The organism is Pseudovibrio sp. SCP20, from assembly GCF_057774105.1.
This window is the reverse complement of the sequence record NZ_JBYMDH010000001.1, coordinates 238,937-264,366: the sequence shown is the minus strand read 5'-3', so window position 1 is coordinate 264,366 and position 25,430 is coordinate 238,937. Positions and strand designations below refer to the sequence as shown.

Annotated in this window: 25 protein-coding genes; 10 read left to right on the top strand and 15 right to left on the bottom strand. The window is 53.2% G+C overall.

The window, feature by feature from the left end:
• Positions 1 to 32 precede the first annotated feature (32 nt).
• Positions 33 to 686 (top strand): ribonuclease HII, encoded by a 654-nt coding sequence (rnhB, locus tag AC3CB2_RS01205; protein ID WP_352931417.1) that lies wholly within the window; start codon positions 33 to 35, stop codon positions 684 to 686.
• A gap of 39 nt (positions 687 to 725) precedes the next feature.
• A complete protein-coding gene (locus tag AC3CB2_RS01200; RefSeq protein ID WP_352931419.1) occupies positions 726 to 1,415 on the top strand; it encodes a hypothetical protein in 690 nt (229 codons plus the stop codon).
• 325 nt (positions 1,416 to 1,740) lie between these two features.
• Here AC3CB2_RS01200 and AC3CB2_RS01195 read toward each other — a convergent pair whose 3' ends face one another.
• Together AC3CB2_RS01195 and AC3CB2_RS01190 are read right to left on the bottom strand one after the other, a co-directional pair.
• Entirely contained in the window at positions 1,741 to 2,124 is a 384-nt protein-coding gene (locus AC3CB2_RS01195; protein ID WP_352931421.1) for a hypothetical protein, read from the bottom strand.
• Between the two features lie 210 nt (positions 2,125 to 2,334).
• Positions 2,335 to 3,816, bottom strand: coding sequence for a ubiquitin-like protein (locus AC3CB2_RS01190; RefSeq protein WP_352931423.1), 1,482 nt, complete (start codon positions 3,814 to 3,816; stop codon positions 2,335 to 2,337).
• Between the two features lie 170 nt (positions 3,817 to 3,986).
• Here AC3CB2_RS01190 and AC3CB2_RS01185 point away from each other — a divergent pair, with 170 nt between their 5' ends.
• Positions 3,987 to 4,664, top strand: coding sequence for an SDR family oxidoreductase (locus tag AC3CB2_RS01185; RefSeq protein WP_054784464.1), 678 nt, complete (start codon positions 3,987 to 3,989; stop codon positions 4,662 to 4,664).
• Between the two features lie 54 nt (positions 4,665 to 4,718).
• Here the strand turns inward: AC3CB2_RS01185 and AC3CB2_RS01180 are convergent, their stop codons facing one another.
• On the bottom strand, positions 4,719 to 5,351 hold the full coding sequence (locus tag AC3CB2_RS01180; RefSeq protein ID WP_352931425.1) for a hypothetical protein: 633 nt from the start codon (positions 5,349 to 5,351) through the stop codon (positions 4,719 to 4,721).
• A 77-nt stretch (positions 5,352 to 5,428) separates the two neighbouring features.
• Between AC3CB2_RS01180 and AC3CB2_RS01175 the strand changes: the two genes are divergently transcribed.
• Positions 5,429 to 6,094 (top strand): helix-turn-helix transcriptional regulator, encoded by a 666-nt coding sequence (locus tag AC3CB2_RS01175; protein WP_352931427.1) that lies wholly within the window; start codon positions 5,429 to 5,431, stop codon positions 6,092 to 6,094.
• A gap of 141 nt (positions 6,095 to 6,235) precedes the next feature.
• Positions 6,236 to 7,222 carry a hypothetical protein gene (locus AC3CB2_RS01170; RefSeq protein WP_352931429.1) on the top strand — a complete coding sequence of 329 codons (987 nt, stop codon included), beginning with the start codon at positions 6,236 to 6,238 and terminating at the stop codon, positions 7,220 to 7,222.
• A gap of 103 nt (positions 7,223 to 7,325) precedes the next feature.
• Here AC3CB2_RS01170 and AC3CB2_RS01165 read toward each other — a convergent pair whose 3' ends face one another.
• The 7 genes from AC3CB2_RS01165 to AC3CB2_RS01135 all read right to left on the bottom strand — a co-directional run bounded on the left by AC3CB2_RS01165 (position 7,326) and on the right by AC3CB2_RS01135 (position 14,360).
• The gene (locus AC3CB2_RS01165; protein ID WP_008549616.1) at positions 7,326 to 7,811 is read right to left on the bottom strand and encodes a F0F1 ATP synthase subunit B family protein; all 486 of its coding nucleotides are present in this window, start codon (positions 7,809 to 7,811) and stop codon (positions 7,326 to 7,328) included.
• Positions 7,812 to 7,822: 11 nt separating this feature from the next.
• The gene (locus tag AC3CB2_RS01160; RefSeq protein WP_014284344.1) at positions 7,823 to 8,374 is read right to left on the bottom strand and encodes a F0F1 ATP synthase subunit B; all 552 of its coding nucleotides are present in this window, start codon (positions 8,372 to 8,374) and stop codon (positions 7,823 to 7,825) included.
• A gap of 100 nt (positions 8,375 to 8,474) precedes the next feature.
• A complete protein-coding gene (locus AC3CB2_RS01155; protein WP_008549639.1) occupies positions 8,475 to 8,702 on the bottom strand; it encodes a F0F1 ATP synthase subunit C in 228 nt (75 codons plus the stop codon).
• Between the two features lie 73 nt (positions 8,703 to 8,775).
• Complete coding sequence (locus AC3CB2_RS01150) at positions 8,776 to 9,543, bottom strand: F0F1 ATP synthase subunit A (RefSeq protein ID WP_008549614.1); 768 nt, start codon at positions 9,541 to 9,543, stop codon at positions 8,776 to 8,778.
• 52 nt (positions 9,544 to 9,595) lie between these two features.
• Positions 9,596 to 9,970, bottom strand: coding sequence for an AtpZ/AtpI family protein (locus tag AC3CB2_RS01145; protein ID WP_008549670.1), 375 nt, complete (start codon positions 9,968 to 9,970; stop codon positions 9,596 to 9,598).
• A gap of 196 nt (positions 9,971 to 10,166) precedes the next feature.
• On the bottom strand, positions 10,167 to 13,625 hold the full coding sequence (gene smc, locus AC3CB2_RS01140) for a chromosome segregation protein SMC (protein ID WP_352931432.1): 3,459 nt from the start codon (positions 13,623 to 13,625) through the stop codon (positions 10,167 to 10,169).
• Positions 13,626 to 13,718: 93 nt separating this feature from the next.
• Positions 13,719 to 14,360 (bottom strand): DsbA family protein, encoded by a 642-nt coding sequence (locus AC3CB2_RS01135; RefSeq protein WP_008550064.1) that lies wholly within the window; start codon positions 14,358 to 14,360, stop codon positions 13,719 to 13,721.
• Between the two features lie 509 nt (positions 14,361 to 14,869).
• On the opposite strand from AC3CB2_RS01135, the gene AC3CB2_RS01130 reads away from it, so the two are divergent.
• A complete protein-coding gene (locus AC3CB2_RS01130; RefSeq protein WP_157039167.1) occupies positions 14,870 to 15,361 on the top strand; it encodes a hypothetical protein in 492 nt (163 codons plus the stop codon).
• Between the two features lie 34 nt (positions 15,362 to 15,395).
• On the opposite strand, the gene AC3CB2_RS01125 is transcribed toward AC3CB2_RS01130, so the two are convergent.
• Positions 15,396 to 15,932, bottom strand: a complete 537-nt coding sequence (locus AC3CB2_RS01125) for a DUF721 domain-containing protein (protein WP_014284340.1) — start codon at positions 15,930 to 15,932, stop codon at positions 15,396 to 15,398.
• A 137-nt stretch (positions 15,933 to 16,069) separates the two neighbouring features.
• On the opposite strand from AC3CB2_RS01125, the gene mutY reads away from it, so the two are divergent.
• Complete coding sequence (gene mutY, locus AC3CB2_RS01120) at positions 16,070 to 17,122, top strand: A/G-specific adenine glycosylase (protein ID WP_352931435.1); 1,053 nt, start codon at positions 16,070 to 16,072, stop codon at positions 17,120 to 17,122.
• Between the two features lie 48 nt (positions 17,123 to 17,170).
• Here mutY and AC3CB2_RS01115 read toward each other — a convergent pair whose 3' ends face one another.
• Together AC3CB2_RS01115 and AC3CB2_RS01110 are read right to left on the bottom strand one after the other, a co-directional pair.
• Positions 17,171 to 17,560: a tautomerase family protein gene (locus AC3CB2_RS01115; protein ID WP_352931437.1), complete on the bottom strand. Its 390-nt coding sequence runs from the start codon at positions 17,558 to 17,560 to the stop codon at positions 17,171 to 17,173.
• A 218-nt stretch (positions 17,561 to 17,778) separates the two neighbouring features.
• Entirely contained in the window at positions 17,779 to 19,257 is a 1,479-nt protein-coding gene (locus AC3CB2_RS01110; protein ID WP_352931780.1) for an AMP nucleosidase, read from the bottom strand.
• Between the two features lie 325 nt (positions 19,258 to 19,582).
• Between AC3CB2_RS01110 and AC3CB2_RS01105 the strand changes: the two genes are divergently transcribed.
• Both AC3CB2_RS01105 and AC3CB2_RS01100 read left to right on the top strand, forming a co-directional pair.
• Positions 19,583 to 20,803, top strand: coding sequence for a glycerophosphodiester phosphodiesterase family protein (locus AC3CB2_RS01105; RefSeq protein WP_352931439.1), 1,221 nt, complete (start codon positions 19,583 to 19,585; stop codon positions 20,801 to 20,803).
• Positions 20,804 to 21,231: 428 nt separating this feature from the next.
• Positions 21,232 to 22,329, top strand: coding sequence for a site-specific DNA-methyltransferase (locus AC3CB2_RS01100; RefSeq protein ID WP_008549896.1), 1,098 nt, complete (start codon positions 21,232 to 21,234; stop codon positions 22,327 to 22,329).
• A gap of 135 nt (positions 22,330 to 22,464) precedes the next feature.
• On the opposite strand, the gene AC3CB2_RS01095 is transcribed toward AC3CB2_RS01100, so the two are convergent.
• The gene (locus AC3CB2_RS01095; protein ID WP_352931441.1) at positions 22,465 to 23,352 is read right to left on the bottom strand and encodes a DUF4261 domain-containing protein; all 888 of its coding nucleotides are present in this window, start codon (positions 23,350 to 23,352) and stop codon (positions 22,465 to 22,467) included.
• A gap of 153 nt (positions 23,353 to 23,505) precedes the next feature.
• On the opposite strand from AC3CB2_RS01095, the gene AC3CB2_RS01090 reads away from it, so the two are divergent.
• Complete coding sequence (locus AC3CB2_RS01090; protein ID WP_352931443.1) at positions 23,506 to 23,913, top strand: cytidine deaminase; 408 nt, start codon at positions 23,506 to 23,508, stop codon at positions 23,911 to 23,913.
• A gap of 45 nt (positions 23,914 to 23,958) precedes the next feature.
• On the opposite strand, the gene tyrS is transcribed toward AC3CB2_RS01090, so the two are convergent.
• Complete coding sequence (gene tyrS, locus AC3CB2_RS01085; RefSeq protein ID WP_352931445.1) at positions 23,959 to 25,230, bottom strand: tyrosine--tRNA ligase; 1,272 nt, start codon at positions 25,228 to 25,230, stop codon at positions 23,959 to 23,961.
• Positions 25,231 to 25,430 lie beyond the last annotated feature (200 nt).

The window sequence follows — 25,430 nt, the reverse complement described above, 5'->3', positions numbered from 1 at the left end:
GAAAGCGACCGGTCTGCGTGGCAAAGAGGGGCATGTCGTATTTTGCAAATTCCCTCTTTGATATCGCCTTTCCTGATGCTCCGGACCTGCGTTTTGAGCGCTCTGTTGAGCAAGACCTGCAAGGGCGCTTTGCTGGCATTGATGAGGCCGGACGCGGACCATGGGCTGGTCCTGTGGTGGTGGCTGCCGCCAGCCTTGATTACAACAATCTGCCAGAGGGACTGAACGACTCCAAAAAGCTGACAGAGGCCAAGCGCGAGGAGCTTTTTGAGCAGATCCTTGAGGTGGCTGATGTGAGTGTGTGTGTTCAAAGTGCGCAGACCATTGATCGCCTGAACATTCGTGAGGCAACGCTGCAAGGCATGCGCACCTGCGCGCGCTCCCTTTCTGTTCCGGTCAAACGGTTCTTTATTGATGGCAAGGACGTTCCGCATCATCTGCCTCAGGAAGGGCAAGCGATGATCAAGGGTGATGGTCGCTGTCTCGCCATCTCTGCAGCCTCCATCGTTGCCAAAGTAACCCGAGATCGGCTGATGGTGAAGATGGACAAGTACTTCCCGGAGTACGGCTTTGCCAAGCACAAAGGCTACGGCACCAAACAACATCAGGAAGCCCTCGCCGCCCATGGCGTCACCCCCCTACACCGTTGCTCTTTCCGACCTATCCGAGAGATGATTGAGGGGTAGTCAGGTCAGCCTGAAAACAGGTGGGGCTTGCAGAGTGATATGATGACATCCGGCGATCTAAATCAGTTGCTCTCAAACAAGCTCACGCGCTTCTTCATAGTCTACTCATTCCTTTCTGTTGTGCTTGCCTCGGTTATTGCTGGCATTTCCTGGTTTCATGGTGGGAGTAAATTGACCCATGTTGATCTGCCGCTCATTTCGGATAGCAAGCTGTCCGTTGATGGCGACTTCATTGTGACCCGCCTGCCAATGTGGAATCGTGTGCAGATCTATCATCGCGAACGTGGGTTTATCTCCGGCTTCTTTCTGGAATATCAAAGAGCGACCGGGGCGTTTAAGGTCTTTCCAAATCAACGACTTGTCGATTGCGGCTCCAACTGGCCAACAGATTCCAGTTACCTACAGTACACCTTCAACGGAGAACCACTGGGCAGAACGCAATCAGCTGACGTTGCTGAAGCGTGCAGCGGTCATCACCGTCCAACACCCGCGAGTAAACTGGAATATCTGGGTGTCTTCTTCCAGTTTGATGGCTTTGGTTATTCTCTTCAGGCAGCGAGTGAAACAGGCCTGAAAACATTGAACCGCAGAAACATTTTTGCAGACCTGCTTGCGCTGTCTCTCTACCCATTTGCACTCATGAAAGTTTTTGCATTTCTGCTGGGAGCGCAAGTGATCTGGTTCTTCTACAAGGCCATGAGATTAAAGCCACGCAAAGAGCATCCGTGAGCTTTAGATTGTTATCTGCTTACAGCTGTCTATCCGAAGTGCTTTTGCCAAACCTCCTGGGTTTGCAGGAGCACTCGCTGAACGTCGATCATCTCAGCCGATGCAGAGCTCTCAGATAGCTTGATGAGTGCACCTTTCGTGTAGAACCTCTCCATCTCTGTATTCGCCAGCCCAATGAAACTGCGTGTTTCATTGGCATCAGTTGGTTGTGCCTTAGCAGCAACCTGTTGACTTGCATTATGTGGGCTCAAAGCTTTGGTAAGGGGAAAACTGGCGGGATCTATCATTTGACCAGATGCTCCGATGGCAAGAGTTCGTCAGCTGGCTAAATCGTCAGCTCTACGCGCAGTTGCAGGTTGCCGTATTGTTGGTAGGAGCCGCCAGTGCCCGGGCTGTCGGATACTATTTCGGAGACGGCTCCGGCAGGGTCGTCCTTGAAGGCGCGTTTGGTTTCCGGATCGACGATCTTTTCAAAGTCTTTCAGGTAACGCTCGTATTCCTGAAGTTCCAGAATGGCGCTTTTGACTTCGGCGTGGGCTGCTTCTTCCTTCGGCGTGCGAGGTGCGAAGAAGTGCTTCAGGATGCGGGTTTCGCTGAAGTCCATTGTGATTTCCGGCATTGGCTTTTCAGGCTGTTTTGCTTCCTGACTTTGCCGGGTCGTGTTCATCAGCGTTGGAGTGGGCGCAGCAGAATTAATTGTATTCATCATTTGATCTGAAACTCATTGGGCAAGCAATAACTGGTGATCAAAGATGCAAGTTACATGCCATCAGAACCCGCAGAAAAACAAGACCTCTGATAGCGGATTCGTGCTGGAGTCGGCAGAAACTTCCGGGATGTTCGGCAGCCCGGCAGTTTCTTCAGGCACACGAGCAAACTCTCTTGCGCGACTGCTGAATTTCCTGAATGGAAGTGATGCTTAGAACGGAACATTCAGGCGAAAGTCGCCACCATAATTATAGAAGTTGGAAGTGCCGATGCCGTCGTAGTAGCCGTTGAGTTTCAAAGCGATGCCTTTGGCAAAGACGCCGGTGATGCCTGCATCAACTCTGGCGCGGAGATCACCGGTTTCCAGAACCGGATTGGCGATGCTCTCCGGGTTCTCGACTGCAAAGTTCCAACGGCCTGTTACGCGCAGGTTCGGCTGGAGCCATGTGGTTTCGTCCAACTGGTAGCTATAGGAAATGGCTGGTCCAAACAGCACTTCGCCCTGTGCGCTGGTTTGGGACGGGACGTTTTTGTCGTCCGGATCCGTAAAGCCGTCAGCCTGTTCGCGGAAGTAACTGATGCCCACTTCCGGCGTGAAGCGCCAGTTGCCGTAGTCGATTGGACCGGAGAGCTTGGAGTTGATCAGCCAGCGGTAGCTGTCAAAGCTGCTGGTGTTGTTGGTTCCGATCGGGCTGATTTCATTGCTGCCCCTGCCCCACGCTGCGTTGACTTCCAGATAGAGCTGCTCATTGAGGAAACGGGCTGCTGCATAAGGACCGATCATCCAGCCCCCGCCGCGGCCATCCTGACCGATGGAGCTGTCGCTGGTGCTGGACCAGTCCAACTGGATGAGGCCACCAACGATGAGGTTGGGCGTCACGAACGCATGGGCGCCGACGTGGCCGATCCAGAAGCTGGAGTAACTGGAACCGTTTTTGCCCCGGTTGCCGGAAACCCGCAGCCAGACATCGTAGTTCGCCTCAAACGGAACAGCCGTGAAGGGTTCCGGCTCAGGCTGTGCTTGTTGCTCAGCTGAGGGGGCGTAAGCCATGAGCTGCTGATGGGCTGGGGTTGTTTCGTCTTTGTCTGCCATCTGCGACAACGCCAGAAGAGGCGATGGCTGAACGCCTGCCTTCACACGGTTGAGGCTCGTCATGAAGAACAGATCCTGCTCCTCCTGCGTGGCGTTGACGGCCAGCTCACCCAGCCGCATTGCAGGAGCTTTCGAGCGGCGGTCCAGCATTGGTGAGAAGGCTGGCTGGTTGCCAAGGATGAGTGAAGTGCGAGCGACGGAGAGTTCAGCAGCAGCGGCGGCTGCGCTTTGGTTTGTGTCGCTGTGTGCTTCCCTCAGCACCAGATGGAGCGTGGATTCTTTCTGGATGTTGTAATCGGAGAGCGTTCTGCCGTCTTCCAGCATTTTGCCCGCAAAGATGAGGCGTTGCTCGTCCTCTGGAATGCCTTCCTTGTCCCTGATTTTCGCCTTTACGTTTTCAATAGGTTCAGATGGCTCCACGTCCAGCGTGATTGTCTTTCCCGTCAGCGTCTTGACGAAGATCTGCATGGCGAGCGCCGGTGCAGTCCAGACGAAGGCGGCGACCATGAACGTGGTGATGAAGGTGCTGAGCTTGCGCGACAAAGAGGTGTTGCAGGTGAAGCCGGACAAGGCACTCTCCATTGGTATTTTCAGGCTCATGAGCAATTGCAGATGCGCACCGCTTTGAAGCCAAATCAGATTCCTAAAATTACAAATAGAACAGTAAGTCTATTTTTATCGATAAGTATTTTTCATCACTCCACAGCTTCAGGCTTTCGCTTTAGAGCTTGGCGCGTATGCTGAGTGAGACGAGATATGAGGTCATCGTTATGAAACGAGCAATTGTTACCGGTGGCGCGGGGTTGATTGGGACTGGTATCTGCGCAGCGCTTCTTAAGAAGGGTTGGGAAGTGGCGAGCTTTGACCTCAATGAAGGCAGCTCCGGCGCTATGGATGTGCTCTGTGATATCAGCGATGAGAGCGCGGTTGATGAGGCATTCAGCTCTCTGGGATGGCCGCAGCTGGACTTGCTGGTCAACAATGGCGGTCATGCTACCAGTCTGCAGCTGGGGCTGAAGGAAGCCACCATGGATGACTGGCGCTCAACCTTGGACAGCTATCTGACAGCGACTTTTCTGATGAGCCGCCGGGCTTTGCCGCTGATGCCAGAAGGGTCGAGCATCGTGAACATGGCGTCTACCCGCGCTTTTATGTCTGAGCCCGGTGATTTCATCTATGCGGCAGCAAAAGGCGGTATCCTTTCGCTGACGCAGGCGTTGGCGATGTCGCTTGGTCCCAAGGTGCGGGTGAATGCGATTGCGCCGGGATGGATCTCAGATGGAGCTGACCTGAGTGAGCGGGATCATGCGCAGCATCCGGTTGGACGGGTTGGTCGTCCGGCAGACATTGCGGAGGCAGTGCTTTACTTGAGTGAGGCCGGATTCATGACGGGTCAGACGCTAACCATTGATGGCGGCATGACCCGGAAGATGATTTACGAGGAGTAATCGCCTCAAAGTGAAAGCCCCCTCTGGTGAGGGAGCCCTCCTGCGGTGATGAGGTTACGCAAGCACGAACCAGAAATCGAGATCGAAGCTGGTTTGATCGAAGTGCTTGAGGAAGTTCTGGCCGCTCTCATCCTGCAGATAGCCGTAGCAAATCTCTCTGCCCGCACCAATGTTCTCGGCAAAAGCAACCTCGGCATAGTTATCGCCGTTGATGTGTCCCATCACGTGAGCTTTCGCCTCCGGGAAGCGGGAGAGGTAGTTGCTCTTGAGCTGAGCCGCAGAGGCCAGCATTTCCTCTTCTCCGTCAACGCCACTTAACGCAAGTTTGCCGATCTCGATGGAGGAAAAGCCGGTTGGAACCTGAAAGGCGTTGTCGAGCAACCGGATCTGGGTGAGCTTGATGGTTCTTTCATCCAGCATGCTGTGAAAGGTTCTGGAGCTTTCGTCATTGCTGAAGTTTTGGGACATATTGGCAAAGGCTGCTGCATCGCTGGCCAGGATCACGTCTGCGAACTCTCCGGCCAGATTGCCGACAAAGGCGTGCATGAGAATGCCGTCCTGTTTGGCCAGATAGGACTTCTGCCAGTTTCGAGCTGCGGCGACCAGTTCGGCAGGCTCGATCTCCGCTTTTTTGGAATACTGTGCGAAGCCCATGACGGATGCGGTGGAGTTTTGTTTTAAAAGCATTTTTGTAAGTGCCCGTGTTTCTTTACTGCGATCCACACACTAAGATAGGCCAGTGACACTTTCTGTCAGGGGCATTCATGCGCAGTGTCAGGCTGTTTCAAATTTTGGATTTCATGCGTGGTCGAACACGGCCCGTCTCTGCTGAGGTGATTGCAGAGCGTTTCGGCACGTCTGTGCGCACGATCTATCGAGACATTGCTACGCTGCAATCCATGGACGCGCCTATCCGCGGTGAAGGCGGACTGGGTTATCAGGTGGAGGATGGCTACTTCCTCCCTCCCCTCGCTTTTGACCGGGATGAGATGGATGCAGTGGTGCTAGGCCTGCGGATGGTCACTGCACGGGGTGATACGCCACTCCGGCTCGCAGCAGAGCGTGTGCTGGGCAAGATCAGCGGTGCGCATCAGGAAAGCCCTGAGAGCGTCGACAGGCCGCTTCTTGCTGTGAAGGCAAAGACTGATACAAAGTCTGGCGATCAGATGACTGTGCTGCGCTCAGCTATCCATGACCGGACCTTCATCGGGTTCACATACACCTCGCTTTCCGGAGACACGTCACAGCGCTGCGTCCGGCCACTGGGCCTCACTGCCTTTGAGAGCTCCTGGTTGCTGACAGGCTGGTGTGAGACGCGCGGGGACTTTCGGAACTTCCGGGTGGATCTGATGAGCGATGTTGCTGCTCAGGAAGACACGTTTGCCTTTGAGCGGGGCAAGGAGTTCACCGACTATCTGGCGACGCTGTAGGAAGCCAGCACTCCCCCGCCAATAACGCAGAGTTGAATGCCCTTAGGTCACTTTCCCGTTCTGATGTTCATTTCAGCACATCGGGTTTTAGTCGCAGCTCGCATTCTGACGAAGTTACAACTCTAAGTTAAGGAGAGCGATATGCCTACTATCACGAGTGCAGCCCCTCAGGTGAATGTTCCAATACAGCCTCAAGCCGTTCAGCAAGCGAACAGGCCCGCTGATCTTCAAGACAGCTATGAGGAGCGGTATCTTGGGGATCTCGGTATCACGGTCAAGTACAACCCAGCGATCCCCGAGCATCAGGTTGATTCAAGTCTGGCTGCCGTCTCTGTTCATCGCACGGTGGGTGACAAACTTGGTATGACCACACACGCTTTGCACAGTGTCGTCGAGAGCGGCAAAGATGCTGTGCTCTCAGCGCGTGCCCCGTTTCTTACCAACGCTAGTCCGGCTCAGGAAACGTCTGAGACGCATAAGGCTATTACTTCGAGTACTGATGCTATCAAATCACTTCCTGACAGTTCTTATCTGAAGACCGAAGGGCGATGGCTGGATGCGTCCACGGTACAGGTCCCAGCACCTGGGAACGTCTTTGGTGCGAGCGGTCTCTTCGCATCTGCTGAGACGAGCCTGGAAATTCCTCTCGTCACGCCAGCAAGCCCAAACCGTGATGATATCGCAGCAGCATTTGGCGTGAGGATCTTCGATGAAGGACAGACCATTCCGCTGAAGTTTGATGGAAACCTAAATGCTGTTGAATATGAGTTTGGGAAAGCCTATCCGCAGTACAGACTGGATGTGGCCAATGGCTTCTTTATTGAGACACATGATTTTCCGCATGTGTTCATGCCAGCATCAGAGCAGAGCGAGATTGTCATTACAATCGGGAAGCAGCTTGAAGAAGATCAGTTCGCCATGACCAACTTCCTTGTACCGCATGGCAGCGGCATTCTGGTTCCGGGCAACACCATTCATGCGGATGCTTTCAGCACCGGCAACATCATCGCAATGCTGACGCATTGTACAGAGGCGGATGTTGTCTTGATGCACCAACCTGATGATAGCCCGCTGCCAATCAAGGTTGATAGTTCTGAACGGTTGGGTCTGGCTGAATGGCACGTCTAAGGAAACTACCGGGAAAGACTGAAACGGCTTGATGCCCAGACAAAAAGAAAAGGCTCCCGAAAATCGGAAGCCTTTTTGGTGTTCTTTTCAGAAGTTCTGAGGATTAATTCAGGCTATCAGAAACCTGTTTGATGCTCTGCTTGAGCACCTTATCCTGAACTTCTGCTTTTGCAGCGCTGGAAGCGACAATGGTTTCAGCTGCCTGAACTGCAACATCTGCAGCGCGGGAGCGAACTTCTGCAATCGCATTTGCTTCAGCCTGAGCGATTTTCGCTTCAGCTGCTTTGGTGCGACGTGCAATCATCTCTTCGAGAGCTGCCTTGGCTTCATCAGCCAGACGATCAGCTTCGACTTTTGCGTCAGCAACGATCTGCTCGGCTTCGGCTTCAGCCTCTTTGCGCTTGCGCTGGTACTCGGCCATCAGAGCCTGAGCTTCTTCACGCAGCTTACGGGCGCCTTCAAGCTCTTGCTTGATGTTGTCCGCTTGCTGGTCAAGCATTGCACCAATCTTGCCAGGTACTTTCAGGTACCACAGCAGGACAAAGAAGAGGATGAGACCAACGAGTGCCCAAAGGCTTGCATCGAACATTCTGTCACCCCTTACTTAAGTGCAGCATCAACGGCTTTGGCAACTTCAGCTTTTGCTGGAGCGCGGCCACCGATAAGTGCCTTCACAAGCTCGCCTGTTGTCTCAGCGGCGATTTCGCCAACATGTGACAGGCTTTCAGCTTTGATCTTGGAGATGCTCTGTTCAGATTCGGAAAGCTTAGCTGCCAGCTGCTCTTCAGCTGCTGCGCGGGCGCCTTCTGTTTCTGCTTTTACCTTTGAGCGTGCATCATGAGCCATGGTGGTGGCTTTTTTGCGCGCGTCGGCAAGAGCACTTTCGTAGGATGCGATGGCTTCATCTGTCTCTTGCTTGAGACGGGATGCTTCAGCCATGTCACCTGCGATGCGATCGCGACGATCTTCGAGGATACCGCCGATGCGTGGCAGGACCACTTTCGACATTACCCAGTAGAAAACGCCGAAGGAAAGAACCAACCACAACAGCTGAGACGGGAAAGTCGTGCTGTCGAACGGAGGAAAGCTACCGCCATCCTCTACAATGCCAACTTCGGCAGTTGTATTCAGGTTGCCTTGAGTATTCGACATCAACTTCTCCGTGAACGCTCTTCGTAACGCTTTATGGTTTGGAGACGGTTCTTAAGGCTTAAGAACCGTCACGCATAAAACGCTCTAATCTTTCTGTCGATTATACTGCGAACAGCAGCAGAAGTGCGACGAGAAGGGAGAAGATGCCGAGAGCTTCGGTCACAGCAAAGCCGAGGATGAGGCGGCCGAACTGTCCATCTGCAGCAGATGGGTTGCGCAGTGCGCCGGCAAGGAAGTTGCCGAAGATGTTACCAAGACCGAGAGCTGCACCACCCATACCAAGGCAGGCGATACCGGCACCAATGTATTTTGCTGCTTCTGCTTCCATGACAAGTGCTCCTAAACTAGCAAATTCGTCTATGACTTTGTTTTGGGTTTGATACCCGGATTCTACACGTTACTTAGTGGCTCGGATGAAGCGCGTCTGCAAGATACATGCAGGTAAGAACGGTAAAGACGTAGGCCTGAAGGAAGGCCACAAGGAACTCAAGAGCCGTGATGGCAACTGTGAGAGCCAGAGGCAAGACCGCGGATGCGATGCCGACAGCACCTGCACCAGTGAGCATTACCACGAAGCCTGCGAAAACCTTCAGAGTGATGTGACCAGCAAGCATGTTTGCGAACAAACGAACGGACAAGCTAACTGGACGGGAAAGGAAAGAGATTACTTCAATCGCGGAGACGAGAGGAACAACCCCTGCTGGAACGCCGCTTGGGACGAACAGCTTAAGGAAGCCAACACCGTGCTTGAAGAAACCGTAGATCGTTACAGTGCCAATCACGAGCATTGCGAGTGCAAATGTCACGATGATCTGACTTGTAACGGTGAAGAAGTATGGGAACATCCCGAGCATGTTTGCAACGAAGACGAACATGAACAGGGAGAAGACGAGCGGGAAGAACCGCATTCCGTCATTTCCTGCTGATCCTCGCAATGTGGCAGCAACAAACTCGTAGGACATTTCCGCCATGAGTTGAGCGCGGCTAGGGACCAGACCACGTCTGTTGGTAGACAGAACGAGGAACAAGGTCGCTACAGCGACGGTGACAACCATGAACAAGGAAGCGTTGGTAAAGGAGAAATCAACACCGCCAATCTCCACAGGAAAGATCTTGGAGATATGAAACTGGTGGATCGGATCGATCGCGTTGCCTGAATTTCCAGCCACAGGTAGTACCCCTGAAGTGCCAATTTACGAGCGCAAGAGCGCGATGAATTAGTTAGTCCTGCTTCTTGCCAGAATTCATCCGTCTTTCAGGTGGAGCGACTTTGCCCGCCTCCCGAAGGACGTTTAATATTCCCGCTGCGAAGCCAAGCATCAGGAGAATAATCATCCCCCACGGCTTGGTCCCGAGCCAGCTATCCGCCATCCAGCCGAGTGCCCCCCCGACAAAGATCGCAGCAATAAACTCGGAAGACATCTTCCAAGCCTGTGATAGGCCCGCCATCGCGCCGGTCTTGTTCGGTTCCTCTTTAGCAGAGGCTTCGTCCAAGTGTGTATCCAGCGTTTTGCCAAGCTTTTCTAGCCGCTCAGACAGGTGACGATCAGTTTCTTTCATGTCTTTTTTCTTCTGCTTATTCTCTTCAGGAGACATCAACATTCTTCCTTCATAGCAGCAGATAGCTCAAAGACACGGACGCCCCTGAAAGTCGGGGGCACCATAATGCTCGTGATCTGCACTGTCAAGGTTAGAGCTACTTAAGCTAAATAACTGATATTTAAGTATTTTTCAGAGTTTCTAACAGAGAATACGTATAAAGGATACTTTCAAGGCCGTATTGTACCCTATTTTAGGCCTCTTCTGTGAATCGTTCAGCCGTCTCAAGATCTACTGATACGAGCTGCGAAACCCCTCTTTCAGCCATGGTTACACCGAACAATCTGGACATGCGCGCCATGGTGATCGGGTTGTGTGTGATGACCGTGAATCGGGTCTCTGTGTTCTGCGCCATGTTCTCCAGCAAAGCGCAATATCGCTCCACGTTGGCATCATCCAACGGAGCGTCAACCTCGTCCAGAACGCAAATTGGAGCCGGATTCGTAAGGAAAACTGCGAATATGAGCGCCATGGCGGTGAGTGCCTGCTCCCCACCTGAAAGCAGCGTCATGGTCTGTGGCTTCTTGCCTGGCGGGCGGGCAAAGATCTCCAGACCAGCGTCCAGCGGGTCTTCCGCATCCACCAGTTTCAGCTCTGCGGTGCCGCCGCCAAACAAGTGTGTGAATAAACGCTTGAAGTGGTCGTTGACCTGATCAAAAGAGCTCAGGAGTCGCTCGCGCGCTTCCTTATTGAGATTCATGATTCCTGTGCGCAACTTCCTGATTGCCTCAATCAGGTCGTCTCTTTCGGTGATCAGAGTGTCTCTTTGCTCCGTGATTTCCTGCATTTCCTCATCGGCACGCAGGTTTACACCACCCAGTCGTTCACGCTCCGCTTTCAGGCGATCGAGTTTGCGCTCAGCAGCTTCGGCATCTGGCAGAGGTGCTTCCGGAGACAGGCCTGCCATCTCATGCAAGCGGGAGACATTCACTTCCAGCGCTTCATCCACGCGGCGCTCAATTTCACTGCGACGTTCCTTTGCCGCTTCGAGGCGTTCCTCCGCACGGATTTTTCGCTCACGGGCACCGGAAAGGCCTTCCATGGCTTCGCGGGCTTTCTGATCCGCGATCAGCTGGCGCTTTTCACCTTCGGCCAGTTTGTCGTCAGCTGCCTTGCGGGCATCGTCTGCTGTTGCCAGATTGCTCAGCAAATCCTGACGCTTGAGCTCGATCTCTTCCGGGCTTTCCAGCAGGATAAGACGCTCTTCGGCCGCATCATCGCGGCGTTGGCGGAGGACGGAGATTTGCTTGTCCGCGTTCTGAGCCCGCTGGACCCAGTTCTGGCGGTCGCGCTCGATGGTTTCCAGACGCTTGGCGCGCAGCTCCCCTTCCCGCTTCAGGGCATCGGTTGCACCTTTGGCTTCAGCCAGTTTGCTGCGGCAGTTGGAGACGTCTTTAGCGGCATTTTCCAGTTCAGCTGAAATGCCTTCGATATCTTGCAGCTCGTCGAGAGCGCTTTCGGCCTCTTCAAGGGAAGCAGCAGTCTCTTCGTAATCTTCGTTGGCGCGGCGGAGCTGTTCTTCCAGCGTTGTTTTGCGCACGGAGAGTTCTGTCAGAGCGCGCTCAGCAGCGGCGAGCTCCTCGCGCAGAGCCACGATGCGGGATTGCTCAAGGCGCAGTTTCTGGCGCATGTCCTGCTCGGCGACTTCGGCCCGACGGCGTTGTTCGGTTGCCTCTTCCAGAGCCGCCTTTTTCTCTTCCACCAGATCTCTGGTCTGCTCCACCAGGTCTTCCAGTTCGGCAAGGCGATTTCTTTGGGCGAGGCGTTGTGCGGCTGGAGTTGGAGCGTCTGCTGCGACGATCAAGCCATCCCAGCGCCAAAGGTCACCCTGCTTACTCACCAGCCTTTGACCGACTTTGAGCTGTTTCATCAAAGCTGAGCCGTGTTCAGCATCGACGAGACCGACCTGAGCCAGTCGGCGAGCCAGTTCCTGCGGTGCTTCTACATAAGCAGAGAGTGGTTCGGCTCCAGCAGGCAGACTTGGGTCGCTGTCCTGTTGTGCGTTCAGGCTCCAGTGAACCGGCGCAGCATCTTCCATTGCCGCATCAAGGTCTTCACCCAACGCAGCTCCCAGCGCAGTTTCCCAGCCTGGGCTGACACTCATCTTATCTACAGCGGGTGTCCAATCGCCACTTTGACCAGCGGATAGGACCGCCTGAAGGGTTTTGGCTTCCGTCTCATATCTGGAGAGAGCTGAATGCGCTTCATTTAATGGATTGCGACAGTTGTTCTCTGTCTCGCGGGCTGTTGCCAGCAGCTCTTCCGCTTCAACAGCACTTTCTTCCGCCTCTGCCAACTCTTCCAGAGCCATTTCCAGCTCTTCGCGTTTGTCGCTTGGGCCGCTGGCCGCTTTAATATCTGCCTCGACAGCTTCCAACTGGCCTTTGAAGCGATCTGCCTCTTCTTTAAAGCGCGCGGTTTTCTGGCGGATGCCGGAGATCTGGTTTTCCAGCTGCGTGTGTTTGGCGAGGAGACTGGCGTGGTCCTGCGTGATGCGCGAGTGCTTCATCTCGCTGGCATCGAGGTTGTCTTCTGCGATCAGGACCAGCTCTTCCGCTTCTGCAGCGCGCTCGTCCATGGTCTCAGCGGCTTCAAGAAGCTCCTGCTTTTCCTCTTCCAGCTCTTCTAGATGACTGGCGTTTTCGCTGGCGAGTTGGGCTTCGCGTTCGATGTCCTGCTCCATCTGAGCAAGGCGGGCCTGAAGGTCGACCAGCTTTTCTTTGATGCGGCGGTCTTCAGATTCCAGATCGTTCTTGGCGATGATGAGATGCTGGAGCGCGGCGGCGGCGCCACCTGCGGCTTCACGCAGCTTAGGGATTTCGTGGGCGGCCAGTGCCTGTTCTTTGGCGGTGGAGGCTTGTAGGCCAGCAATGTCGCGCATGCCGATTTCGGCTTCTGCATATTGTTTGCGGGCAGCATCCAGCGCTGCCGTGGCTTCATGCCAGCGCAGATACAGGATGGTCGCTTCAGCCTTGCGGATCTCGGAGGACAGGTTGCGATAACGGGTGGCCTGCCGGGCCTGACGCTTCAGGCCGTCGAGCTGACCTTCAATCTGTACGACCACATCTTCCAGACGTTCCAGATTGGTCTCCGCAGCGCGCAGTCGGATTTCAGCTTCTTTACGGCGGCTATGCAGGCCGGAGATGCCCGCGGCTTCTTCCAGGATCTTGCGGCGGGAGGTTGGCTTGGATGAGATCAGCTCGCCGATCTGGCCCTGACGGACCATGGCTGGGGAGCGTGCGCCGGTGGAAGCATCTGCAAAGAGCAGCTGCACATCGCGGGCGCGGGCGTCCTTGCCGTTGATTTTGTAGACTGAGCCCGCTTCACGCTCAATGCGGCGGGTTACCTCCAGCGTATCACTGTCATTATAGCCGGAAGGCGCGGTGCGGTCAGAATTGTCGAGGAACAGGGTGACTTCTGCGGTGTTTCGTGCCGGACGGTTGAGAGAGCCGGAGAAGATTACGTCATCCATTCCGGAGGCGCGCATGTTTTTATAGGAGTTTTCTCCCATAACCCAGCGCAGCGCTTCAACGAGATTGGATTTACCGCAGCCATTGGGCCCGACAATGCCTGTCAGGCCGTCTTCAATGACAAACTCCATGGGCTCGACGAAGGATTTGAACCCAAGGACGCGGAGGCGCTGGAACTTCACAGAGCGCCCCCTACTCTTACAACAGGGTGTAAGCGATCATACGCGCATAGATCTGCGAGCAGGTTGTTCAGCCCTGAGGGCTGCCCGCTTTGCTTACAGATTCTTATCCACGTACTTGCTGAACTCCTCAATAGAGAGTGCTCCGCTTACTTTCTCACCGTTGATAAAGAAGGTCGGTGTTGAATCTACGCCCAGCTTTTCTGAACCGTAGTCACGAACCTTGGTTACTCCGTCTAGTATTTCCTGATTCGTCAAGCAAGCCTTTACAGCATCTTCAGTGAAACCGATCTGCTTACCCATATTCAACAGGGCGGAGTACGGATCATTGGTGAATGCCCAATTGCGCTGCTGTTCGAACATCAGGGTCATAATGTCGAAGTATTTGTCTTCCGGTGCACAGCGCGCAAGCATAAAGCCAGCTGCAGCGACTGTATCCAGCGGGAATTCACGGAAGATGAAACGCACCTTGCCGGTGTCGATGTATTTCTTCTTCAGCTCTTTATATGTGGTGTTGTGGAAGTTCGCACAGTGGCCACAGGTCAGAGAGGCGTATTCGATGATGGTGACTGGCGCGTCCGGGCTGCCAATAACTTTCTCGCCCAGTGGGCCAACCTGGTTCAGGTCTGATTCAGAGTAGCTCTGTGCAGAGGCAACAGTTGGCATAGCGGCAAATGCGAGAGAAGCTGCTGTCAGAGCGCTGGTGCGCTCGAGAAACTTACGGCGAGAGAGTGTCACGTTTTCCTATCCCAAGTTATCTATGTGTTGCCCTGTCTACTAACCCACCACGTTTTATCGCAGTGGTAGCCAGAGGCCGGGTGCGAGTATAACCTCTCCTGCCCTTAGACCTCTGATCACAAGCTGGTGAACACCTGCCGTTTGCGGCACCTGCCCACAACTCGCTTTTCAGCAACAATTGGTTTTCAGGAAACTATGGCAAATACTTGTCAGAAGCTACTGAATATCCTGAGTAGTCATATTAATTTTTGGTAAGGCGGCCAATTTGACGTATGCGTCAGGGGAGAAATCGATTTTCTTCGTTTAAAACAAAGGACTTCCGCTGTTTCGCGGCAAACTGGCGAAATCTGCCTCCAGATATCTGCCATGATTAAATTTGCACTGCTAATACATACCCACAGAATTTATGCATGGAAAACAGCAATAATTTTTCGCGTTGTTTTGTTTTTGCCTCATTAATGAGTTATTAAAGATTTACCAAACTCACTAACAAGATATACGGATACACCATGAAGCGCTTGACTACCTTAATGCTTCTCAGCACTCCACTGATAGCCTGCCAAGCCTCTGTATCTGAAGATTTCGTCGAAGCTATACCTACAACTACTCAAGAAACGACGATTGAAACAACAGCTATACCTGCAGCACAAAACATTATCTATACGGGCACAGCAGATCTGGGCGCGCTTACCTCTACGAACTGGGTGGTGAGCGAAGGCAACGGAAACAGCGTTGCGCCGTGTCGTGTGCAGTTTAGCAAATCCGCTGCGGGCGCTGTGGCGTCCCCTTCTGCGGCAGCCCATGGCCTGCCTTCAGGACTGGCGGCGACAAGCGGTTGCTCCAATGAAGAGTTGAGCAGTGTGACGGCCTGGGCGGTTAATGGGGACACCATTGAGCTGCGTAATGCGCAGGAAACCACCACGGCCTATCTTTTGATGGAACGCCCTGACCTGCTGCTGGGTTACACAGCCAAGGGTCATGATCTGGTAGTGAGCCAGTAATCACTTTCCAACGTATAACAGACGTGCTGAGGGATCAGGAGTTGCCTGCAGGTGTGCGGGCAATGAGGTTCTTGCCAAGCTTCTCTAATGCGTTTTTCAAACGCTCATCAGAAACATGCGCCACCTTTTGCTCAATGCGGCGGTTTTCAATCTCGGAGAGCTTGCGCAATGGCTTGGGCGTGATCTTCTTGGTTCTGAGGGCGGGGCGCTGCACAACCTTGATGCGGCCAACCGCATTCCAGCCCAAAAAGGCATTTATACGATCACGCAGTTGCGGCGCTTCATGGGTGAAGAACAAAGCAGTGGGACCATCAGCATGAACAAGAAGGGTTGCAGGTTCGGCGACCGGCTCTCCATCGGAGCTTTTGGTTCTTGGCCAGACAAGCCTACCGGGCTGTACCTTTCCGTGATACTGCTTGCCGACAAGTTCGGGCCAAGCGGCGAGAAGATCAGCACTGGCAAATCCGCGTTTGCGCGCGACAGGGTGCATCGTCTTACCGATCAGCTCGTTTAGCTGATGGCTCGATCTTTTGGGAACCCGATTTTGCGCAGTTGCTTTCATCGTCTTCATCACGCCATTAGATTAAGGCACATATATGACCATTGCTTTATATTAGTTTTAATTTAGTCCCGTTTTTCGCGGTACCATGAATTACCAAGGGAACCCCAATTATTTAGGGATCAAAACCAAGGTTAACCCACAAAACCATGCAAGATAATCTAGTTCTTCTTTACTGGTATGACAGAAATTCTCGCCAACTGCCATGGCGAACAGCCCCTGCTGATATACTTTCCGGTGTAAAACCAGACCCTTACCATGTCTGGCTCTCCGAAATCATGCTTCAGCAGACTACTGTCGCGGCGGTAAAAAGTTACTTCGAACTCTTCATAAAGACATGGCCAACACTTGCAGATATGGCCAATGCGGAGGAGGAAGATATCCTCAAAGCATGGGCTGGGCTTGGTTATTATTCCCGTGCAAGAAATCTGTATAAGTGTGCAAAATATGTCCAATTGCATCACAATGGACGTTTTCCCGAGGAAGAAGAGCGGCTTTTGAAGCTGCCTGGCGTGGGTCCTTACACTGCCGCCGCGATCTCCACGATTGCGTTTGGGCGGCATGCTGCGGTGGTGGATGGCAATGTGGAGCGGGTGCTTTCGCGCCGCCATGCATTGCTGACTGAGCTCCCTGCCCTCAAGGCTGAGGTGAAGCCATTGATGGCTGAGGTGACGCCGCATGATCGCCCCGGCGACTTTGCGCAAGCCATGATGGATCTGGGCGCCACCATCTGTACTCCCAAGTCACCGGCCTGCGGCATCTGTCCGTGGATGGACGTTTGCGAAGGCCGCAAGCAAGGCATTGCAGACACGCTGCCGCGCAAAGCGCCGAAGAAGGTGAAGCCGACACGGCGGGGTATGGCTTTCCTGCTGAGTGATGACAAGGGACGCATTCTGCTCCGCAAGCGAGAGGACAAAGGCCTTCTTGCCGGGATGAGTGAGCCAATCACCACACACTGGTCCGATGACGCTGCGCTGGAAGATCTGACAGCCGCCCCAATTCAAGCGGAGTGGGTGCGGACAGCCAAAGACGTGAAGCACACCTTCACCCACTTCCATTTGGAAATGAGCGTCTGGCAGGCAGAGGCTCCAGCGAACTACGCGGAGCCAGAGGGCTACTGGTGGTCCGCACCCGACGAGCTTGAAGGCGAAGCTCTGCCTACGGTGATGAAGAAAGCGCTGAAGGCGGGTGGTTTGATTTAAGAAGCCATTTGCCAAAACAGGGAAGCCGGAAAGTACGGCTAATTGGCTTTACAGTCCCAGCACTGTTTTTACGGAACCAGCTCCACTGAAAGACCAATCAATCGAGTTGTTTTCGATCAAGAACATGATGGAGTTGTTGGGTTCAAAGCCGATGTTCGAGAGACGTTGGCGCATGTCTTTGTAAAGGTGTTCTTTCTGCTCATCAGAACGCCCGCCTAGCAATGCAATCTCAATCACGATGGTTGCTTTAGGGTCTCTGTTCCCGAGGAAAGTCGGGTGGAACATCATATCTTCTGGTTCGTATCGAGAAACCAAAGTGAAGTCATCGCTGGGATTAACGCCGCATGTTGCAACCAGACTTTCATGCAGCTGTTCGCTGATTGAGCGACACATTTGGGTAGACAGCACTTTGGGTACATGGATCTTGTTAAATGGCATAATAAATCTCATTCTTTGATTTGATAGGATGACTAAAAGCTACTGAAAATTAGATTGGGAAAATCGGTGCAGGTTATCGCGCCTGGACATATGAGGCCAAGTCAGCAATCAGATTAGTTGTTGTAGAGAAACGGCCTCAGGGGCAGCAAACGCTTCTTTACAGCAAAAAGCCGGGTCGATGCCCGGCTTTTCTTATTCTTGTCGCTGCCTAGTGGTGCTTATTGGAAAGCGGTTTCCATGAAGCTGCGGAGTTTTCGAGAGTGGAGGCGCTCCAGTGGCATCTCTCTCAGGATCTCCATGGTCTTCACGCCGATTTCCAGATGCTGATCCACCTGTTTACGGTAGAAGTCCGTCGCCATGCCCGGCAGTTTCAGCTCACCATGCAGTGGCTTGTCAGAAACGCAGAGTAAGGTTCCGTAAGGAACGCGGAAGCGGAAGCCGTTAGCGGCGATGGTTGCGGACTCCATATCCAACGCAATAGCGCGGGACTGGGAGAAGCGCTGTACCGGCTCACGGTGGTCACGCAGTTCCCAGTTGCGGTTGTCGATGGAGGCCACGGTGCCCGTGCGCATGACGCGCTTCAGGTCATACCCGCTGTAACCGGTGGTTTTCTCAACTGCATCTTCCAGCGCGACCTGCACTTCTGCCAGTGGTGGAATCGGAACCCATGTTGGCAAGTCAGCGTCGAGCACTTTGTCTTCGCGGACGTAACCATGTGCAAGCACATAATCACCAAGCTGCTGGCTGCTTCTGAGCCCAGCGCAGTGACCCAGCATCAACCAGGCATGTGGGCGAAGCACCGCAATGTGGTCGGTGATGGTTTTCGCATTGGATGGACCGACACCGATGTTCACCATGGTGATACCGGAGTTGTCCTCCCGCAGCAGGTGATAGGCTGGCATCTGCGGCAGACGTGGCGGTGCCACACCTTCGCGAGGCTCCTTATCACCCGCGTAGGTGATGAGATTGCCCGGTTCTACGAAGGCAACATAGCCGCTGTTTGGATCGTTGATCAGTTCCTTCGCCATCTGCGCAAAGCCATCAATGTAGAACTGATAGTTTGTGAAGAGCACAAAGTTCTGGAAGTAGCGCGGTGCGGTTGCGGTGTAGTGCTGCAAGCGATGCAGGGAGTAATCCACGCGCGGTGCGGTGAATGGGGCCAGAGGCTCAAAGCCATCTTTGGCACGGTAGGTGCCGTTGGAGATGGCATCATCCATAACCGCCAGATCCGGCACATCAAACACATCACGCAGTGTGCGTTCTGCACTGTCTGGCAGTGCGCCTTCAACGTGTGCACCATCATAGAATGCGAAGTGCAGCGGAATTGGCTGATCACTCTCAGCGATCTCAACTTCGAGGCCGTGGTTTTTGATCAGCAGATCGATCTGGTGTTCCAGATAGTGCCTGAACAAATCAGGCCGGGTGATTGTGGTTTTGTATTTGCCAGGTCTTGCTACAAATCCATAGGACAGACGGGTGTCCACACGGACGTGGCTGGACATTTCAAAACGAAGTTCCGGATAAAAAGCTCTGACCCGGTTTGTCGGCATGCTGCCCTGAGCGGCAGACTTAAAATTCTCGCGCAAGAAGTCCGTTGCCCGATCAAACAGGAAGATCAGGTGCTCAACAGCTTCAGCGGCATCTTTAAAGGATCGTGGGGGAATTGCTTCAGGCGTGCGGATGGAACGGGTTTCCATCACAACGTCGCTATCGGATATAGTCGACACGTTCGGTTTCTCCTCTTTCGTGTCACTATATATCTGAGGGATGTTTACGACAGGGTCAAGACAATCCGCAGACAAATATGATTTATTTTTTAGTGAGTGAGGATATTTTCACGCAGCGTCAGATCCAGTTCTGCGCACAGAATTGCGATATCTAGCTACATATTTACCCTTATCTCCTTCAGTTTATTCTGTAAAACTACATCCCAATTAAAAGGTGTGATTTCAGAGGAAGAGTGCAACGCTCTTTTCAGCATCACACCACAAAAGCATTCAATGATCGGGAGGGATCTTTTTTATGCACTTTGTTCGAACCGCCGCGCTTGGGCTGATAGCAGGCGCTTGTTTTACTGCAAGCGCGCAGGCTGCACAGCTGGGTCCTCGCCCTGCTTTTCTCGTTGAGCAGATGCAGGAGAGCCCGCTGAAGGAAAAGCTGCGGGCTTGCATTGGCAACCCTGCCACCACCTCCAGCTTCTCCATTGGCCACCGCGGTGCACCGCTGCAGTTTCCAGAGCATACGTTAGAGTCTTATCAGGCTGCTGCAGTGATGGGCGCCGGTGTGCAGGAGTGTGATGTTACCTTCACCAAAGACAAACAGCTGGTCTGCCGTCACTCCCAGAACGATCTGGCAACCACCACCAATATTCTGGCAACAGATCTGGCTGGCACCTGTATGACACCATTCACTGCTGCTGCGGGTGGTGAGAAAGCGACTGCTGAGTGCAGGACCTCTGAGATCACTCTGGCTGAGTTTGAAGGCCTGAAGGGCAAGATGGATGCTTCTGATCCAACAGCCACAACAGTTGAGGACTTTCTAAAGGGAACTGCGGATTGGCGCACTGACCTTTATGCGGCGGCTGGTAATGGCGGAACATTGATGACCCATGCTCAGTCCATTGAATTGTTCAAGGCACAAGGTGTCAAGTTTACGCCGGAGTTGAAGCGTCCAAGCGTCAAGATGCCGTTTGATGGGTTTAGTCAGGAAGATTACGCTCAGAAGCTGATTGATGAGTATAAAGAAGCTGGTGTTCCAGCCTCTGACGTGTACCCTCAGTCCTTCTTCCTTGATGATGTGCTTTACTGGATCAAGAATGAGCCAGAGTTTGGCAAGCAGGCGGTGTTCCTTGATGGCCGCTTCCGCATGCAGGGCTTTGATACCTCCGATCCGAGCAGCTTCAAACCATCCATGGCTGAACTGAAGGAGATGGGCGTCAACTACATCTCTCCACCTCTCTGGATGCTCGTTACGCTGGAAGACGGCAAGATCGTTCCTTCCGCTTATGCGAAGGTTGCCAATGAGGCTGGTATCAAGATCTTTGCCTGGACGCTGGAGCGCTCTGGCCTGCTGTCGCATAACAAGGGTGGCTGGTACTACCGCAGCATCAATGATGCGATCACCAGCGAAGGCAGCGTTTACGAGCTGCTGGATGTGTTGGCGCAGGACGTGAAGGTGAGCGGCGTGTTCTCTGACTGGCCAGCGACAGTTACCTTCTACGCCAACTGCATGGGGATTGAGTAAGCCCCCCTCTCCCCACACTGATTTGCAATTTGGGAAGCGCGTCCTTTATGGCGCGCTTTCTTTTTGCGCTGTCCGTAACGGGAGCTCTGCCACACTGATTAACCGATTTGCCCGCTGTCCCCGCAGTGCGTTTACCTTGTTCGTTTTAGCCAGCAAAAAAGCTTGACTCTCAAAAAATATTTTAGCTCTCCATTTTCGCCATTTTAACTCCTCATAAACCTCTACCCCAAGGGAATCCGCGACCGAATATTAATGGGAGTTAACTTCGAGACAAATATTCGAATCTGTAAATAAAGCGTTGATTCTAAAAGAATAAAAGATATCCACCGTTAACCAGTGGTTTACCATATCCGGTAACCATAGCACTCAGAAATTGCGTGAGGTGCTGCGTCGCAATGAGAGTAAAGCGTAAAGAAGGGGTGTCCCTGATGACACCCCATACTTCCACCAAGCCAGAGTGGCTTGATACGATTATTAAGGGTGACTGTGTCGAGGCTTTGAACAAGCTTCCAGACAACAGCGTGGATGTGGTTTTTGCCGATCCCCCTTACAACCTACAGCTGGGCGGAGATCTGCACAGACCTGATCATTCAAAGGTAGATGCCTGCGATGATCACTGGGATCAGTTCTCCAGCTTTAAAGCTTACGATGAGTTCACTCGTGCATGGCTCACTGCGGTTCGCCGCGTGCTGAAGCCAAACGGGTCCATCTGGGTTATCGGTTCATATCACAACATTTTCCGCGTTGGCGCGGTGATGCAGGACCTTGGGTTCTGGATCAACAATGATGTGGTTTGGCTGAAAACAAACCCGATGCCGAACTTCCGTGGCAAGCGTTTTACGAATGCTCATGAGACGCTCATCTGGGCCTGCCCTTCACAGGAGAGCAAGCCGACCTTTAACTACGATGCAATGAAGACGTTTAACGACGACCTTCAGATGCGGTCTGACTGGGTGCTGCCTATCTGCACTGGTCATGAGCGCTTGAAGGACGACAACGGCGACAAAGTGCATCCAACACAGAAGCCGGAAAGCCTGCTCTACCGTGTGCTGCTTTCCACTTCCAATCAGGGTGATGTGATCCTTGATCCGTTCTTTGGAACTGGCACCACCGGTGCTGTTGCCAAAAAGCTTGGCCGCCACTTTGTGGGCTGCGAGCGTGAAGATGCCTACATCAAGGCAGCTTCTGAACGGATTGACCGGGTAACACCAGCCAACGACGATTTTCTGGCGATGACACAAGGCAAACGTGCTCTTCCACGAGTTCCGTTTGGCAACCTGTTGGAAACCGGATTGTTGACACCGGGCGCGGAACTGACCGATGCCCGGGGACGTTTCAAAGCCACAGTTCGCGCTGATGGTTCTTTGATTTGCGGCGAGCATTCAGGATCGATCCACAAAGTGGGTGCGCTCGTCCAAGGCCAGCAAGCCTGTAATGGCTGGACATTCTGGCACGTCAAGCGTGGTAAGGCTCTTGAACCGGTAGACGCTCTGCGTCAGGTGGTTCGTTCTCAGATGCCTCGCTAACGCTGCAGCTCTTTCAGCCAGGCAAACGGTCTGGCTGTTTTACAGGGTTCATCATTGATCCTGCTTCATATCCATATGACTTGGCCCCTGCCCTCACCGGCGGGGGTTTTTTTTGTCACTTGGCAGAAGCCTGCTTTACCCCTTGCGTTTGCCAAACGGCCAAAGAGATTTGCGAGGCGGAGGAGGAGCCGCCCGATCCTCTGCACCAACACCTTCCAACTCACTTACATCCGCATCAGGTAACACAACGTGCAACGATGGAGTTTCCGGTCTGTATCCCTGAGGTTTATGAACAACCTTGATCTTCTCTTCAGCTGTTCCACCAACTGTGTCGCCGTGATTAATTACCGGGCCGTTTTTGATGAGGTAAACACCGAGATTCAAAACGAAATCAACTTTGTCAGGTGTCAGATTGGCAGATGCAGAGGTTTCAATCTCCCTGCCAATAAATGGACGAAAACCATTTGTTGCCATTATCGCTTTTTGCTTCCCATCGCTGGTCATGCCTCCGTTAAAGAACATTAAGGAAGTCCATGCAAACAAAGGCACTTCACCTTGAGCAAGTGATTGGGCATAGGTTTTTAGCTTCTCTGGCGAGATAACTGTTTTTCCCTCAACGCCGATCTGCGCTGTTACAGGTAGCTTTTCACTCAGATACGCTGCAAAGAGCGTCATTGTCTTCGCTGCGCTTAAAACTTCCAGATGCTCCTTGGGGGAACCAAGAGCAGATAAAACGATATGTGATTTACTCTCAGCCAGAGTTGCTCCAGCTTCGGGCCAAAGCTTGTCAATTGCCACTGCTTCTTCGTAGGCATCAGCAGGCAGCGGGAACCCTATATTCATTATGGCAACAGGAAGCCCATTTACATAAACAAAGCTAGCATCTTTTCCATCACTGTCATCTACGGGGCACTCAATGTGGAGCGGTTGATCAAGGTATGTGCGCGCCGTGCTCTGGCACATCTCGGCTGCCGTCAGCTCGATTGGCTGTGCCAATGCCAAATATGTAAGAAATAAGCTCATACTATCCCCTCAGTGAAATATCTTTAAAATCAGAGCAATAGTTGCACCTTGATATCATAGTGCAATCTACAAAATCGGTGAGATCATAAGGACCTACTCAAGATCTGTAGAACATGATTTGATTGATAGGGGCAGAAGCTTTAGCGTGGCAGAATGACCATTGAACAAACATTATTTGATGAAGCCAAGCTGCTGATTGAACGGCGTTATCCTACTGGTTGGGGAGGAGCGGCATCCGTCAGGACTGACAGTGGAAAGATCCTCACCAGTGTAGCACCGGACACCAAAAATGACGGGCTGTCTCTCTGTATGGAAGTTGGCGCTATTTTGGAGGCTCATAAGCTGAATGAGGCCGTTACTCATTCTCTTTGTATCTACCGTGAAGATGAGAACAGCCCCTTTGTTGTTTTGACACCCTGCGGGATTTGTCAGGAACGGCTTGTCCATTGGGGTGGAGACGTTCTCGCAGCCATCTCCAACACGGACAATCAGTTGATCTTCAAAAGTCTGCGAGAACTGCAGCCGCATCATTGGTCGATGGTGAATGGGGAAGAACTGTAGTTCTTGGCTCAGCGGTCAGCTCAGATCTGACCGCATCAAGTTTGCTTACACAAACTCCACCAGAGCCTTACGGCGCTTGCCAACCGCTAAGTTCAGCCTCTCACCTGGCTTTAGGTCGCCTTCGGAAATCATTCGAGTTTCTTCCAACACAATAGATGTGTTCAGGCGGACGCCGCCGCCGCGGATGAGGCGTCGGGCTTCGCTGTTTGTGGTGGCGAAGCCGAGTTTTACCAGTAGGTCCAGCAGGCCAAGCGGCTTGGCGAGCAGAGCCAGAGGCAGTTCGTGGGTTGGCTGGGTCAGGTCTTCCTGACCGTTGAACAGAGCTTCGCCTTGCTGAAGAGCGGCTTCTGCTGCGGCCAGACCGTGGACGATGCCGGTGACTTGAGTTGCCAGTATTTTCTTGGCTTCATTGAGTTCCTGACCTTTCAGTGAGGACAGCCGGTCAATTTCGCCCAATGGCAGATCGGTGAAGAGCTTCAGGAAACGTGGGACATCGGCATCATCGACATTGCGCCAGAACTGCCAGAAGCCGAAGCTGGAGAGACGGGATGGGTTGAGCCATACCGCACCTTCTGCCGTCTTACCCATTTTGCTGCCAGAGGCTGTTGTCAGCAGTGGCAGTGTGAAGCCAAAGAGCTGACTGCCAGAGCGGCGACCGAGGTCTACACCATTGACGATGTTGCCCCATTGATCAGAGCCACCGATCTGCAGTGAGCAGCCGAAGCGCTGGTTGAGCTCAACGAAATCAACTGCTTGCAGCATCATGTAGCAGAACTCGAGGACTGATAGTGGTTGCTGCGCTTCCAGGCGGGAGCGAACGCTGTCGAAGGTCATCATGCGGTTGACAGTGAAGTGGGTACCGAAGTCGCGTAGGAACTCGAGGAAGCGGAACTCGTCCAGCCATTCCGCGTTGTTGACGATCTGCCCCTGCCCCTCTGAAAGATCAAAGAGACGTTCCACGGTCGCACGGATGCCAGCGAGGTTGTGAGAGATCTGCGCATCATCGAGCAGCGGACGGCTTTCACTGCGGAAACTTGGATCACCCACGCGCGTTGTGCCACCACCAATCAGCAGGATTGGCTTGTGGCCGGTTTTCTGCAACCAACGCATGGCCATCAACGGTAGCAGGTGACCGACATGCAGGCTATCTGCTGTCGCATCAAATCCAGCGTATGCGGTGATAGGGCCTGCCTGCAGCTTTTCATCCAACGCCTCAAGGTCTGTGCATTGATGCAGGAAGCCACGATCAATCAGCAGCTGAAGAGCTTCGGATTTGGGGCGGAAGCAACGGGTGGTATCGACAACAGTGTGTTTCATAATTCTCTCCTGCGCCGCGCAGGAGAGCTAAAACACGAAAGCCGCCTACGCGGCGGCTTTTGGTTCTGACCTCAATTTTACATGAGTTTATAGGAACGCGGCCGCCGATATGTCGGTCGCATAATAATAAACTGCAGAAATGATAGTCAGGTTCTTGCTCATGCCCAAGTGTATGACCGCAACCTACCGCTGCTGTCAAG